At 73.8% G+C, this 14,021-nt stretch carries 13 protein-coding genes and 1 tRNA gene; 5 read left to right on the top strand and 9 right to left on the bottom strand.

All coding sequences use genetic code 11. From position 1 onward, the window contains the following. Positions 1-11: 11 nt before the first annotated feature. Positions 12-2,231: a helix-hairpin-helix domain-containing protein gene (locus ACZ47G_RS20105; protein WP_465744442.1), complete on the top strand. Its 2,220-nt coding sequence runs from the start codon at positions 12-14 to the stop codon at positions 2,229-2,231. A gap of 85 nt (positions 2,232-2,316) precedes the next feature. On the opposite strand, the gene ACZ47G_RS20100 is transcribed toward ACZ47G_RS20105, so the two are convergent. Next, positions 2,317-2,916, bottom strand: a complete 600-nt coding sequence (locus ACZ47G_RS20100) for a hypothetical protein (RefSeq protein ID WP_380462670.1) — start codon at positions 2,914-2,916, stop codon at positions 2,317-2,319. 363 nt (positions 2,917-3,279) lie between these two features. Here ACZ47G_RS20100 and ACZ47G_RS20095 point away from each other — a divergent pair, with 363 nt between their 5' ends. Next, positions 3,280-3,489, top strand: a complete 210-nt coding sequence (locus ACZ47G_RS20095; protein ID WP_033350848.1) for a DUF5703 family protein — start codon at positions 3,280-3,282, stop codon at positions 3,487-3,489. 168 nt (positions 3,490-3,657) lie between these two features. On the opposite strand, the gene ACZ47G_RS20090 is transcribed toward ACZ47G_RS20095, so the two are convergent. The 3 genes from ACZ47G_RS20090 to ACZ47G_RS20080 form a co-directional block, all read right to left on the bottom strand. After that, the gene (locus ACZ47G_RS20090; protein WP_465744439.1) at positions 3,658-4,506 is read right to left on the bottom strand and encodes a chaplin; all 849 of its coding nucleotides are present in this window, start codon (positions 4,504-4,506) and stop codon (positions 3,658-3,660) included. A 424-nt stretch (positions 4,507-4,930) separates the two neighbouring features. Further along, positions 4,931-5,173: a chaplin gene (locus ACZ47G_RS20085; protein ID WP_380462674.1), complete on the bottom strand. Its 243-nt coding sequence runs from the start codon at positions 5,171-5,173 to the stop codon at positions 4,931-4,933. Between the two features lie 284 nt (positions 5,174-5,457). After that, complete coding sequence (locus ACZ47G_RS20080) at positions 5,458-6,789, bottom strand: M20/M25/M40 family metallo-hydrolase (RefSeq protein WP_465744436.1); 1,332 nt, start codon at positions 6,787-6,789, stop codon at positions 5,458-5,460. Between the two features lie 291 nt (positions 6,790-7,080). On the opposite strand from ACZ47G_RS20080, the gene ACZ47G_RS20075 reads away from it, so the two are divergent. Then, positions 7,081-7,165 (top strand) — tRNA-Leu (locus ACZ47G_RS20075). A gap of 224 nt (positions 7,166-7,389) precedes the next feature. Here the strand turns inward: ACZ47G_RS20075 and ACZ47G_RS20070 are convergent. The 3 genes from ACZ47G_RS20070 to ACZ47G_RS20060 all read right to left on the bottom strand — a co-directional run bounded on the left by ACZ47G_RS20070 (position 7,390) and on the right by ACZ47G_RS20060 (position 10,047). Next, positions 7,390-8,481, bottom strand: a complete 1,092-nt coding sequence (locus ACZ47G_RS20070) for a ParB/RepB/Spo0J family partition protein (protein WP_465744434.1) — start codon at positions 8,479-8,481, stop codon at positions 7,390-7,392. Between the two features lie 147 nt (positions 8,482-8,628). Beyond that, the gene (locus ACZ47G_RS20065) at positions 8,629-9,393 is read right to left on the bottom strand and encodes an HAD family hydrolase (RefSeq protein ID WP_465744432.1); all 765 of its coding nucleotides are present in this window, start codon (positions 9,391-9,393) and stop codon (positions 8,629-8,631) included. Between the two features lie 24 nt (positions 9,394-9,417). Then, a complete protein-coding gene (locus ACZ47G_RS20060) occupies positions 9,418-10,047 on the bottom strand; it encodes a ScbR family autoregulator-binding transcription factor (RefSeq protein ID WP_465744430.1) in 630 nt (209 codons plus the stop codon). Positions 10,048-10,284: 237 nt separating this feature from the next. Here ACZ47G_RS20060 and ACZ47G_RS20055 point away from each other — a divergent pair, with 237 nt between their 5' ends. Together ACZ47G_RS20055 and ACZ47G_RS20050 are read left to right on the top strand one after the other, a co-directional pair. Beyond that, the gene (locus ACZ47G_RS20055) at positions 10,285-11,325 is read left to right on the top strand and encodes a ScbA/BarX family gamma-butyrolactone biosynthesis protein (protein ID WP_465744428.1); all 1,041 of its coding nucleotides are present in this window, start codon (positions 10,285-10,287) and stop codon (positions 11,323-11,325) included. Further along, a complete protein-coding gene (locus ACZ47G_RS20050; protein ID WP_465744426.1) occupies positions 11,322-12,443 on the top strand; it encodes an acyl-CoA dehydrogenase family protein in 1,122 nt (373 codons plus the stop codon). The genes ACZ47G_RS20055 and ACZ47G_RS20050 overlap by 4 nt, the downstream gene beginning before the upstream one ends. A gap of 176 nt (positions 12,444-12,619) precedes the next feature. Here the strand turns inward: ACZ47G_RS20050 and ACZ47G_RS20045 are convergent, their stop codons facing one another. Next, on the bottom strand, positions 12,620-13,306 hold the full coding sequence (locus tag ACZ47G_RS20045) for a TetR family transcriptional regulator (RefSeq protein WP_465744817.1): 687 nt from the start codon (positions 13,304-13,306) through the stop codon (positions 12,620-12,622). 145 nt (positions 13,307-13,451) lie between these two features. Beyond that, a partial coding sequence (locus ACZ47G_RS20040; protein ID WP_465744424.1) for an acyl-CoA dehydrogenase family protein occupies positions 13,452-14,021 on the bottom strand: 570 nt, incomplete at its 5' end.

Below are 14,021 nucleotides of genomic sequence, written 5' to 3'. Positions count from 1 at the left end.
AGCGGACGACGATGAGTGACACGGGAAACGGCGCTCCGGAGGAGACCGCGGCCCCGACCGCGGCCCCGCCTGCGGACCAGGCCGCGATCGCGGACATCGTGGCGCGGATCCGCCAGATCGAGCGGCAGGAAGCGAGCCCGGGGGCTCATCGGCTCGGGCCCGCCGGGGCGAAGGCCGCCGAGCCGGAGGGTTCCGAGGCGCGGGGATCCGAGGCGCAGGGCTCCCAGGCGCAGGGTTCCGAGGCGCGGGGTTCCGAGGCCGGTCCCGCTGAGGTGTCGGCCGCTCCTCCGGTGCCCGCCCAGGCTGCCCCGGCTGCCCAAGCCGCCCCGGCCGGGCGGCCCGAGGAGCCGAGCGGTGACGTGCTCCAGCAGACCGTCGCGGTGCTGACCGCCGGTGGTGCCCCGGCCGAGCTGGCCGCCGCCGCGGTGGCCGAGTTCGGCGAGGACGCGGCCGAACGGCTGCGTGAGGACCCGTGGGCCGTCCTCGGCCTGCCCGGCGTACGCCCCGAGCACGCGGACCACTTCGCCCGCGGACTGCTCGGCTCCTCGGCCGCCCCGGACGACCCGCGCCGGGCCCAGGCCCTGGTGGTCTGGCTGCTGGAGCAGGCGGCGCTGCGCGGGCACTCGGCCCAGGACCTGACCGAGGTGGCCGAGGGGCTCGAACGACTCCGGATGCCGGAACCGGCCGCCGCGATCCAGCACGCCGTCGCGGACGGGCGGGTGCTGCCGTTCCAGGAGGAGCTGAGCGGCCCCGAGGCGCAGGCCTCCGGCGATGACGAGGACGAGGCGCCGACCCGGACGCTGCTCGCGCTGGAGGGGCTGGCGATGGCGGAGGACAGCCTCGCCGAGAAGCTGCTCCAGCTGATGGCCACCTTCGTCCCGGGTGAGGACGCCGAGCCGGAGGCCGCCGAGCTCGCGGAATCGGAAGGGGAGCCGGAGCCGGAACCGGCGTCGGAGTCGGCGTCAGAGCCGGAATCGGCGTCGGAGTCGGAGTCGTCGGAGGAGGCTGCCGAGGCCGCTCCCGCCGAGGCCGCGCCCGTCTCCCCCGGCCCCGCCGCCTGGGAGGCCGCCGCCGCGACCGCGCCGTCCTCCTCCGCGGCCGCCCTGGTCCGGGCCGTCGCCGACAACGCGCTGGTGCTGCACACCGGCGGTGAGGCGGCCCGCGCCGAGCCGGCCGTGCTGCTCGCCGCCGCCCGCGGGCTCGGGCTGCGGGCCTGGGCCGCCACCTGGACCGACCAGGGCAAGGAGTCCTTCGACGCGCTCAGCGAGGCCGAGACCCCGGTGGTCACCCTCGCCGAGCTGCTGTCCGGTACGGCGGGCCCCGGCCACGCGGCCGACGGCTCGCTCGCCCTGGACCTCCTGGTCGTGCTCGACGCGCCGCTGCTGGACGTCGAACTGGCCGCCACCGTCCTGGAGTCGCTCGCCGACGGCACCCGGCTGGTGCTCAGCGGGGACCCCGGTCAGCTCTGGTCGGCCGCCCCCGGCCGGTTCTTCGCGGACCTGTTGGCCGCCAAGGTCTGCCCGGCCGTCGCCTCCCGCACCCCGGACTTCGGCCCGATCGGCGAGCTGGTGTCCGGGGTCGGCATCGGCGAGCTGCAGCCGGTCGAGGCGCCGGACAAGGAGGTGGTCATCCTGACCGCCAGGGACAGCGGCGAGGCCGTCCACCGCGCCGTGCAGCTGCTCACCGACTCCATCCCGCGCGCGCTCGGCATCCCGGCCGAGCAGGTGGTGCTGCTCACTCCGGGCCACGGCGGCCCGGCCGGCACCCGGGCACTGAACGCCGCCGCCAAGGCCCGGCTGAACCCCGGCCCCGGCCGCTTCGGCGGTTTCGACCCGGGCGACCGGGTGGTGGAGTCCCCCGCGCCCGGGATCACCCGCCCGGCCCGGGTGCTGGACGGCGACGCCACCGGCCTGCACCTGGAGTACCCGGACGGCTCGCGCCGGACCGTCCCGCCGGCCGAGGCCGGCCGGCTGCGGCACGGCTGGGCGCTGACCGTCCACCAGGCGCTGGGCCGCCGCTGGCCCGCCGCCGTGGTCGTGCTGCCGGAGGACGCCGGGCCGGCGCTCACCCGGCAGTGGGTCTACACCGCCTTCGGGCGGGGCGAGCGGCACCTGTCCGTGGTCCACGCGGCGGGCCCGGCGCTCGCCCAGGCCGTCGCCGAGCGCCCGGCGCAGCCGCGCACCACCCGGCTGCGGGCGGTCCTCGCGGAGAACGCGGCCTCCGCGTACTGATCCGTCGACCGGTCCGCACGCCGACCGGCTGACGCGCGAAGGGCGGGCCCGGAGTCCCGGGCCCGCCCTTCGCGTTCGTCCGATGTCAGTCGTCGGGGTCCTCGTCGTCGTAGACCTCGCTCACGTCGAACCGGCAGATCAGCAGCTGCGGGTCGGCGTGCTCGAAGGGCTCCGGCAGCCACTCCCCCGGTTCGGTCGGCTCGGCCGCCGCGACCCAGAGCGTCGAGTCCGCCTCCTCCAGGCCGAACTCCTCGCTGCGGGCGGCGATCTCGTCCGGCTCGTACTCGCCGAACAGCACGCCGAGCGCCGTGTTGACGCCGCCGGCGCCGCCCGGGGTCAGCGTGTCGTCGAGCCGTTCGGCCTGCGCGCGCAACCGCTTGGGGTCGACCACGTGGTAGTCGCGGCGGATCAGCACGCTGATCGCCTCGGGCTGTTCCGGGCCGTGGTAGCCGCCCGGTCCCTCGTCGCCGGGGATCTCGAACGGGGTGACCTCGTCGTAGACCTCGTAGAGGAGTTGGTCGTACGCGATGGCCGCCGTCGCGAGCTGCTCGTAGGCAGCGGTCACGGCGGGATCATCGGCTGCGTTGGGGCTTGACACCGCTTCCAGATGACGGTCGATGGCGGCCTTGACCGCCTCAGCGGCGGCGCGTACCTCGGCAATGGTGGGCTGCGCGGCATCAGACATGGTGCAGACGCTATCTCCCCGCGGCGCCGGTACGCACAGCGGTTGTCACCTACACCCGCGATTTCACCGCAACTTCCCCCCTGATGTCCGATTCGGTGCGTTCTGTCCACCGGCAGAACCGGCGTGGGGCGGGCGCAGAGGGCGCACGGCCGGTCCGGCGGGGCCGTCCGGGTGCCGCTTCGCGCGCCGGTACCGGGGTATCCCCTCCACATCAGCAACAGAACTGATGCACTGTCAGCCGAGCGCCCGGGTCATGAGCCGCCGAACCGCCGCACCGGGACGGGAGGTCGGCCGGAAATACCCGGGCCGACTGTCCGGAGCAGGCCGTAGGCTTGCGTGCAGGTGATCCTCAGGAGGAGCGTTTTGACCCCACCGAAGCCGGTCCGGCAGCCGGAGTACGAGTACCAGTCGCTGCGCATGCCGCGCGGCACCACGCGCAACGCGGCACGCCAACTGCTCACCGAGCACGCCGAGTACGGGCACTGGGAGCTCGACCGGCTGAGGCTGTTCCCCGACGGCAGCCGGACGGTCCGGCTGAAGCGGCGGATCATCCGGCAGGTCCGGAGCTGGTGACGGGCGGGGGCGCCGCGCCCTGAGCGGGATGCGCGCGCCGGGCCTTCACGCGCCTACGGCCGCCCCGTAGAACGGGGGCGGCCGTAGGCGTGTCGTTCCGTCGGCGGGTGTGCGCGCCTCGCCGGCGGGGGCCACGGAGCGGTCGGGGGGCTCAGCCGGCCGGAGGGCTCAGCGGGCGCCGGCGCGGGCCCGGCGGTAGAGCACACCGCCACCGATCAGCAACGCGAGCCCGGCGGCTCCGAACACCTCGACGCCACCGGCGCCGGTGTGGGCGAGCTCACCGCCCGCGGCGACGCTCTGCGCGGCGGGGGCGGCCGGGGCGCTGGTGCGGGCGGCGGCCGGAACGGCCTGGGTGCCGGTGGTGGTGCCCGGCGCGTGGGCGGCCGGGGTGCTCGGGGTGACGCCGGTGGACGGTCCGCCGTTGCGCGAGCCACCCGGGCCGGTGTCGCCGCCGGTCGCCGGCGGGGTGGTGTGGCCCTCGGGGCAGTCGTCGGTCGGCTTCGGGGCGGGCCGGGCCACGTTGGCGCAGTCGTTGCCGAAGGCCGGGTTTCCGACGCCGACCACGTCCACGGAGTTGCCGCAGGCGTTCACCGGGACGTGCACGGGGGCCTGGACGCTGTTGCCGGAGATCACCCCGGCCGAGTTGGCCGCGGTACCGCCGGCGGAGGCCCCCGAGGCGGAGGAGCCCCGGCTCGCGCCGGTGCCGGAGGCGGCACTGCCGCCGGGCTGACCGCCCTGGCCGGGCCGCGGGGCGGCGTGGCGGCCGCCGCCGCCGCTGACATTGGCGCAGTGGTTGCCGTACGCCGGGTTCAGCACACCGATCACGTCGACCGTGTTGCCACAGGCGTTGATCGGCACCTCGACCGGTACCTGTACCGAGTTCCCGGAGGCGACACCCGGTGATCCCGCCGCACCTCCCCGCGCCTCGGCGGCCGCGTAGGCGTAGCCGGCGGTCGAGGCCAGCACGCTGCCGGTGGCCACGGCAGTGAGGATCCCCTTCTTGGCGACATTCCTCATGATTTCCCCTGACGTTTCGAGACGGCATGTTCGACCTTGACGTGAACCTGTATGAAAGTCGGAATTTCCGTATATCCGGAAATCACGCAAGGCCTTCGACTGCACACGAGTTAACGAGGGGCAAACGGGGAGGTTGAGCCGAACGAAGCAGCTTCACCCGATCGAGCGATCGGGGCGTTCGAACCTTGCCGGCCCGGCGCCGGGGGCCGGGTCGGCCTCCGGGGTCGGGCCGTCCTCCGGGACCGGACCGTCCTCCGGGACCGGACCGTCCTCCGGGACCGGGAGCCGAGCAGCACAAAGGCCCCCGGTGCGGCGCGTCCGCCGCCCGGGGGCCGTGCTGAGCCGGTCTCAAGGAACCTCGACGATCCTCAACGGGTCTCAACGAGAACAGGCCTCAACGAGCCTCAACGGCCCGGAGGTCGGCTCAGAAGTTGGCGCAGTGGTTGCCGAACGCCGGGTTCAGCACGCCGATCACGCTGACGGTGTTGCCGCACAGGTTCACCGGGACGTGGACCGGAACCTGGACCTGGTTGCCCGCGACGACACCCGGGGAGCTCACGGCCGCACCCTCGGCGCCGGCACCGCCGTGAGCGGACGCCACACCGGCGGCGGCGAGCACCAGGCCACCGGTGGCGGCGGCAACAGCGGCGATCTTCTTGACCTTCATCATTCCTCCTGTATGGACAACGCAACCCGTTCGGCGGGCTGCACAGGGATGAACGACGCTGCGGCAAACGGGGTACGGAACAGATTTGCCATTCACCCGCAACGGTGATGCCTCGCACAAATACTCGGCGAGCAATTGCGGGCAGAATCGTTTCTGTTGATCTCCCTCGACCCATCCCACAATCATGCGCTCGGACAATGCGCTCGGCCCGCCCCCGGCACTCCGGGAACGGGCCGACCCAGTCGCCTGATCAGCAGCTCGGGGCTTCAGCAGACCTCGGGGCTTCAGCAGGCGTCGAGGAAGCGGTCCAGCACCCGGACGCCGAACTTCAGCCCGTCCACCGGCACCCGCTCGTCCACGCCGTGGAACATCCCGGCGAAGTCCAGCTCCGGCGGCAGCTGCAGCGGCGCGAAGCCGAAGCAGCGGATGCCGAGGTCCTGGAAGGACTTGGCGTCCGTCCCGCCCGAGAGGCAGTACGGCACGGCGCGGGCGATCGGGTCCTCCGCGCGCAGCGCGGTCTGCATCGCCTCCACCAGCGCGCCGTCGAAGCTGGTCTCGATCGCCCGGTCCGAGTGCAGGCTCTCCCGCTTCACGCGCGGGCCGAGCACGCTGTCCAGCTCGGCCAGGAACTCCTCCTCGTAGCCGGGCAGGAAGCGCCCGTCCACGTGCGCGGTCGCCTGACCGGGGATCACGTTCACCTTGTAGCCGGCGCCCAGCATGGTCGGCTGCGCGGTGTTGCGCAGCGTGGTGCCGATCATCTTGGCGATGCCGCCGAGGACGCGCAGGGTCTCGTCCATGTTCTCCGGGTCCAGCTCGACCCCGAGCGCGTCGGACAGCTCGTCCAGGAAGGCCCGGACGGTCTTGGTGATCCGCAGCGGGAACTTGTGCCGACCGAGCCGGGCGACCGCCTCGCACAGCTCGGTGATCGCGTTGTCGTCGTTCTCCATCGAGCCGTGGCCGGCCCGGCCCTCGACCGTCAGGCGCATCCAGTGCATGCCCTTCTCGGCCGTCTCCACCAGATAGAGCCGCACCTGGTCGTTGACGGTGAAGGAGAAGCCGCCGACCTCGCCGATGCCCTCGGTGACGCCCTCGAACAGCTCCGGGTGCTTGTCCACCAGGAAGCGCGCGCCGTAGGTGCCGCCCGCCTCCTCGTCGGCGACGAAGGCCAGCACCAGGTCGCGCGGGGGCTTGCGGCCGGTGCGCAGCCGGTCGCGCACCACCGCGAGGGTCATCGCGTCCATGTCCTTCATGTCGACCGCGCCGCGCCCCCAGACGCAGCCGTCGGCGATCTCGCCGCCGAAGGGGTCGTACGTCCAGTCCGCGGCGTTGGCCGGCACCACGTCGGTGTGGCCGTGGATCAGCAGGCCCGGACGGGAGCGGTCCTCGCCCTCGATCCGCACCACGGTCGAGGCCCGCCCCTTGGCCGACTCGAAGATCTGCGGCTCGACCCCGAACTCGGCGAGCTGCTCGGCCACGTACTCGGCCGCCTCGCGCTCGCCCGGACCGGAGCCGTCCCCGTAGTTGCTGGTGTCGATCCGGATCAGATCGCGACAGATCTCGGCGACCTCCGACTCAGCCGTCACCCTCGGCGTCGCCGACTCGCTCCGCTCGCTCACGGTCACTCCTCGTCTTGGGCCCGCACCGACGCGCCAGCGCGCCACCCCCAGGACCTGCACCCGGGCCGTACGAGCACGTCCGCCCATCCTCCCCCAGCCCTCGATCCCGATCCACCCCCCGCACACCCCCGAAACCCGCTGGTCACGCCCCCGCCACAAGCCGCCCCTTGCCCCCGCCACCAGCACCGCACCCCGCTCCGGAGCCGTTTTGGGACCCCAAGCCGATCTTTGCTACAGTTACATCTGTCAGCGCGACGGCCGAGAGATCGGAAGCCGCGAGGGCGACACCTAGTCCGGGTGGCGGAATGGCAGACGCGCTAGCTTGAGGTGCTAGTGCCCTTTATCGGGCGTGGGGGTTCAAGTCCCCCCTCGGACACCGACGAGAGAACCCCAGTTGATCTGGGGTTCTCTTTGTTTTCCGGGGCTTCGTGGGTCGGTCCGGTCCGGGGGCGGGTTCGTGTGGTGGTCCGAACGTACCGTGGGGCCGGGCGAGTTGGCCAGGGTGGCCATCGGGCGGTGGGTGAACTCGGCCGGTGGGGGCGCGGGTTCGGGTGTGTGAGTGCGGAGCGGACTCGGTTGCACACGGTGGCCCGGCGGGGGTCAGGCGCTGAGGGCGCCGGGGGCGGGTTGGGTGGTCTCCACGAGGCGGGCGAACTCGCGCCAGGCGGCGGCGCATTCGAGGGCGAGCTGGGAGATCCGTTCGGCGCAGTGCGGGGGGACGCTGCGGACCAGTTGGTCGCGTTGGGCGGCGGGGGGCAGGCTGCTGGTGAGCATGCGCAGCAGGTGGCGGCCGCTTTCGTTGAGGCGCAGGGCGGGGTCGGTCATCAGGCGTTCCATGGTGCGGACCGGGTCCTGGGCGGTGGGTGGTGTGGTGGTGCGGCGGATGGGGCGGGGATCGGCCCCCACGGGCCCCACGGGCCCCCCGGGTTCTGCGGGTTGGGCGGGTCGGGCGGGCTCGGGTGTTGGTGTGGGGGTGGGGGTGGTGCGGTGGCGGGCGGGCAGGGGGTGCTCGCCGCGGCGCAGGCGGTCGCGGACGTCGCGCACGGTGCCGGGTGAGATGCCGGCCTCCTCGGCGATGGCGCGCAGGGAGGCCAGCGGGTTGGCGGCGATCAGTTCGCCGGCGCGCAGCCGGCCGCTGGTGCTGTCCAGGGGGCGGGTGCGGCCGTCGCGGCCGATCCGGGCCGCCGCCGGGGGTATCGCGGCGGCGCTGTCGTGTCTGAGGGTGCGCACGGTGCGGGCGGACAGGCCGGTGACGGCGGCGACCATCCGGTCCGACCACTGGGGGTGGGTGGTGAGGATCCGCCCGGCCGCGGACAGCCGCTCCGCCCGCGACAGCGGCAGGCCGTGACGGGTGTTGCTCTGCACCGCCAGGACGAAGGCGTCCCGGCGCGGCCCGTCGAAGTAGCGCACCGGAATGACGAGCGCGCCGTCGGCGGCCGCCGCCCGCAGCCGGTGCATCCCGTCGATCACCCGCATGCTCGGCCGGTGGACGATGATCGGCGGCAACGCCGGACCGACCTCCGACAGCGTGCGCACATGCTCCGGATCCTCTCCCCCCTCCCGCGGGGAGTCCCCCGGCAACAGCGCCGCCACCGGCACCGCCACCACCTCCGACAACACCGGCACCCACTCCCCGGACAACCGGGACACCGGGCGCTCCTGGGCACGGACGGCTGCGCTCTCAGGCTTCACGACGAGTCCTCCGACAAGTGACACGGACCGAAGGGGGCATGCATCGCAGCGATGCTAAGAGATCCACATACCTTTGGGAAGGTATTTTAATGTGCCCGCAACGTACCGCAGCAGAATCGCCACGTGGAGGAAGCACGGAGCCGGGGATCAGTGCTCCGCGGCACCGGTGAACAGCGCTCCGCCGGAGCGCGCGCCGGACTGGAGCGCCCCGCCGGCGGGCAGCAGCCGGGCCCCGGGGATCCGGTCGGCCAGGCCGCGGTCGCCGACCACCACCGGGTGGCCCACCACGGTCAGCATCGGCAGGTCGGACACGTGGTCGCCGTAGCCGTAGCAGTCCGCCGGGTCGACGTGCGGGTACGCCCGGAGCAGGGCGCGCACGGCCCGGCGCTTCTCCTCGCCGATCACCGGCTCGCCGACCAGCTCGCCGGTGAGGACTCCCCCGCGCACCGCCGGCCGGCTGCACACCACGTGGGCCGCGCCGATGTCCCGCGCGACGGGCTCGACCAGCGCCGGGAAGGAGCCGGAGACCAGCACCACCGGATCGCCCGCCGCCCGGTGCCGCGTCAGGGCCTCGCGGGTGGCGGCGAGGTAGAAGCCGGCGCTCCGGGAGCGAAGGGCGAACCACTCCCGGCCGGCCGCGACGACCGATTCCTCGGACACCCCGGCCCACACCCGGTAGTAGGCCCGGTTCGCCTGCTCGCGCGACGCCCCGGCCGCCACCAGCGCGCTCAGCTCCGCCCGCACCCGGGCGGCCCGCTCGGCACCCGACGGCCCGTACCGACCGCCGAGGTAGAAGTCGAGGAAGTCGAACATGCTCTTGCAGTTGATCAGCGTCTCGTCGACGTCACTGAAGGCCAGCCGGTCGGACGGGGTCGGCCGGTCGGACGCGGTCAGCCGGTCGGACAGGGGCATGGCGGGGCTCCTCGGGGGCCGGGGTCACCTCGGGGTGACGTGGCGGTCGGGGTCGGCCGCGGACCCCGGGAGGGCGCGCAGCGCGGGGAAGAGGGTGTCGCGCACCTCGCGCCAGCGTTCGGCGAAGTCGGCACGGCCGTGCAGGTTGTCGGAGATGTGCTGGGCGCCGAAGAAGGCCGCGACGGCGACCCGGGCGGCCACGTCCGGGTCGACGTGCCGGGCCAACTGACCCTGGCCGTGGGCCTCGTGCATCAGCGTCGAGATCAGGTTGGTCCAGTCGACGTAGGGCAGCGGCAGTTCGACGTCGACGGCGTCGCGCTCGTTCTGCAGCCGGGTGCCGGCCTGCATGATCGGGTCCTCCAGGAACGCGGCGGTGGCCGCGTTGAACATCTCGATCACGGTGTCCAGCGGCGACAGGCCCTTCCCGCGCACCGCCTCCAGCGTCACCGGCCAGCGTGAGTACAACTCGTCGACCACCGCGACGGCAAGGGCCTGCTTGTTGGGGAAGTGGAAGTACACGGCGCCCTTGGTCATCGCGACCTCGTCCGCCACGTCCTTGATGCTGGTCTGCTGGTAGCCGCGCTCGGCGAAGATCCGCGCGGCGCAGTGCAGGATCTGATCCCGCGTCCGCTCCGCCCGTTCCTGACGGAGCATCGGACCGGCCGAGCCCGCGGGCCGGATCGTCGGAGCAGGCCACAGCGGTTCCACAGCAACACCCTTGTTCTGACTCACAGTTCGCCAATCCTCTCTCGCGCCCCAGCGCTTCTGGCTTTATACCTTCGCCCAGGTATATTTTCGGGCCGGGATCAACGGTCACCCGACGTGACCCTCGCCCGCAGATGGGGTGGCACCACCTTAGGGAACGGCACACCAACGGGGAGACGCACTCGCATGTCCATCTTCACCGCATCGCCAAGGTACCCGTCGTCCGACCAGGCAGCACCGCTCGCGCCCGGCCGCGGACTCTCGTTCCGGCACCGCCTTCCGGCCGGCGCCGTCCACAAGACCTCCCCGGCGGAGGTCCTGCTCACCGATGCCGTCCGCGACGACGACGGCCATTTCACCGTCGGTGCCCTGTGGCACCGGGACCGCTTCCTGCACGGATTCCTCCACGACGGCGGGGCCGGCCGCGCGCCGGATCCGCTGCTGCTGGCCGAGACCGTCCGGCAGACCCTGATACACCTCTCGCACCGCTTCCACGGCGTGCCCCAGGGGCACCCCTTCGTCCTCGACCGGCTCGACCTCGACCTGACCGGCGGCACGGTCACGGTCCGGCCGGACCGTCCGGCCCGGGTCATCCTGGACGTCGTCTGCACCCGGCGGCTGACCACGCCGCGCCGGGCCGGTTTCGCGCTCCAGGCGGCGATCTCCGTCGAGGGCGTCCGGATCGGCCTGGCCGACGTCCGCTGGGAGGTCCTGCACCCGAACTTCTACCAACTGATCCGCCACCGCGACGTCCGTGCCAAGGAGGCCCCGCCGGCCGGCGCGGTATTGCCGCCCGCGGCGCCCGTCGGCGGGCTGCAACGGCTCGGCCAGCGGGAGGTCGGCTACCCGGAGGGCCGGCACGTCCTGCTGGCCCGGGACGAACGGGGCGCCCCCGGCCAGTTCTGGTTCGACGACGACCCCGACCACCCGGTGCTCCACGACCACCCGTCCGACCACATCGCCGGCATGGCCCTGCTGGAGGCCTTCCGGCAGGCCGGCCGCGCCCTGGGCGCCCCGCTGCACCCCGCCGCCGTGCGCTCGGTCTTCACCGCCTTCGCCGAACCGGACGCGCCGGTGGCGATCACCGTGACGCCCGGGCCGGGGTGGCGGGCCGGACCGCGCACGGCCGAGGTCACCGCCGCCCAGCACGGCACCGTCCTCGCCAGCGCCCGGCTCGCCTACCGCGACCCGCGGCAGAAGTTGACGCACCGTCAGGAGGCGTCGTGAGCAAGGACGGTGCGAGCCTCTCCGGGCCGGACGTCGAGCAGGTGGTGGGCGCGGCCCGGCGCGACCTGTCCGCGGTGGAGGAGCGGCGCCGACTCAGCGCGGAGACGGTGGCCGCCGTGGTGGCCGCCGGGTTCCCCCGGCACTTCGTCCCCCGCGAGTACGGCGGCGCGGCGGGCGGCTTCGCCGAACTGCTGGCCGCCTCGGTGGCGGTGGCGCGCACCTGCCCCTCCACCTCCTGGTGCGCCACGCTGTTCGCGGCGCACGGCCGACTCGCCTCCTACCTGCCGGAGGAGGGCCGGAAGGAGCTGTGGGCCCACTCGCCGGACGCGGTGATCGCCGCCTCGATCATGCCGCCGCAGGGCGAGGCGTTCCGGGACCGGGACGGCTGGCGGATCCGGGGCCGCTGGGAGACCGCCAGCGGGGTCGACCACGCGGACTGGCTGCTGCTGGCCTCCCGGACCGGCACCCCGGACCGGCCCGAGCACCGGATCTTCGCCCTCCCCCGGGCGGACTGGAGCGTCCTGGACACCTGGCGCAGCCTGGGCGTGCGCGGGACGGGCAGCAACGCGGTGGAGGTGGCCGAGGCCTTCGTCCCCGACCGGCTGTCCTGCACCCTGGAGGACGTCCAGCGGCCGCTCGGCGGGGACGCGGCCCGGTGCCACCGGGTCCCGATCCACCTGACCGGCGCGCTGATGTTCGCGGCCCCGGTGCTCGGCGCGGCCGAGGGGGCGCTGGACGCCTGGCGACCCGCCGTCGCGGCGCGGCTGCGCGCGCTCTCCCCCGGCCGGCGGGCGGCGGCCGAGCTGGCGCTCGCCGAGGGATCGGCGCAGGTCACGGCGGCCCGGCTGGTGCTGGAGCGGGCCGCGGAGCGGGCCGACCGGGCCGAGGTGACGCCGCTGCTGGTGGCGGAGAACCGGCGGGACGCCGCGCTGGCGGCGGCCTGGTGCGCCGCCGCGGTCGACCGGCTCTTCCACGCCGCGGGGTCGCAGGCGCTGCGCGCGGACTCCGCCTTCCAGCGGTACTGGCGGGACGTCACCACCGCGGCCGCGCACGGTGTGCTCGGGGCGGAGGCGGCCGCCGCCGACTACGCGGCCGTGGTGCTCGGCCCCCGGGGCTGAACCGCACGCCGCACGCCGCACCGACCGTCCAGGCGCCGGGGGCCGGCCACCCTTCGAAGGGTGGCCGGCCCCCGGCGTTCGAGCGGGTTCCGGTGCGCCGGGACGCCGGCGCGGGGCCGTCACCGGTCGCTGTGCAACTGCGGCACCGGCCCCGGTCGCACGGGCACGGGCCGCGGTCAGACCCGGCGGGACTCGCCGATGGCGCTCTCGATGCCCTGGACCATCCGCCACAGCGGGGCCCGGCGGCTGGCGACCAGCACCACCACGTCGTCGGACCCGCCCTCGCCGTCCGGGGCGGGCTCGGCGGGGCGGTCGCTCCAGGTGGAGGTGACGAAGGCCATCGCCGCGTCCACCTCGGCCACCCAGTCGCTCTCGCCGCCCGAGCGCAGCCAGGTGCGCAGGGCGTGGTTGTGCGCGGCGACCACGGCGGCGGCGATCACGGTGGCGCGCAGCGGGCCTTCCGGGCGGTCGGCGAAGCGGGCGCGCAGGTAGGCGGCGAGGGTGTGCTCGTAGCGCCAGACCACCGACAGCTCGTACGCCCGCAGTCCGGGGACCTTGCGGGTGAGGCGGTAGCGCTGGACGGAGAAGGAGGGCTGCTCGGCGTACATCCGCAGGACCAGGCGGGCGGCGTCGCAGGCGTGCTTGACCGGGTCCTCCTCGCCGGTGCCGGAGTCCAGGAACTCCGTCATCTCGGCGAGGCTGCGCTCGTGGTCGGGGAAGACCACGTCCTCCTTCGCCGGGAAGTAGCGGAAGAAGGAGCGCCGGCCGACGCCGGCGAGCGAGACGATGTCGTCGATCGTCGTCTGCTCGAAGCCGCGCTCCAGGAAGAGCTCGAAAGCCGCGGCCACCAGCGCCTCGCGCATCGCCGGCTTCGAGGGCCCGTCGTTCATGGGCTGGTCCTGCTCTTCCTTCTCGCTCATTCTCCGGAACTTAGCATCGGCGCCACGGGGCGGCCCCCGACAGCCGGTCGGCGGACCGGACCGGCCGTCGGGGCCCGTCGGGCGGTCGTTACGGCAGGTTGCGGGCCATCACGATGCGCTGGACCTGGTTGGTGCCCTCGTAGATCTGGGTGATCTTCGCGTCCCGCATCATCCGCTCCACCGGGTAGTCCCGCGTGTAGCCGTAACCACCCAGCAACTGCACCGCGTCCGTGGTCACCTCCATCGCCACGTCCGACGCGAAGCACTTCGCCGCCGCACCGAAGAACGTCAGATCCCCGTCCCCACGCTGCGACTTCGCCGCCGCCACATACGTCATCTGCCGCGCGGCCTCCAGCTTCATCGCCATGTCCGCCAGCATGAACTGCACACCCTGGAACTCCGCGATCGCCTTCCCGAACTGCTTGCGCTCCTGGACATAGCCCTTCGCGTAGTCCAACGCCCCCTGCGCGATACCCACCGCCTGCGCCGCGATCGTCACCCGCGTGTGGTCCAGCGTCCGCATCGCCGTCGCGAAACCCGTACCCTCCGCACCGATCATCCGATCCGCCGGAATCCGCACATTGTCGAAGTACACCTCACGCGTCGGCGAACCCTTGATCCCCAGCTTCCTCTCCGGCGCACCGAACGACACCCCCTC

The sequence above is a fragment of the Kitasatospora sp. NPDC030952 genome, assembly GCF_055571335.1.
This window is presented reverse-complemented; position numbering and strand designations above follow the sequence as displayed.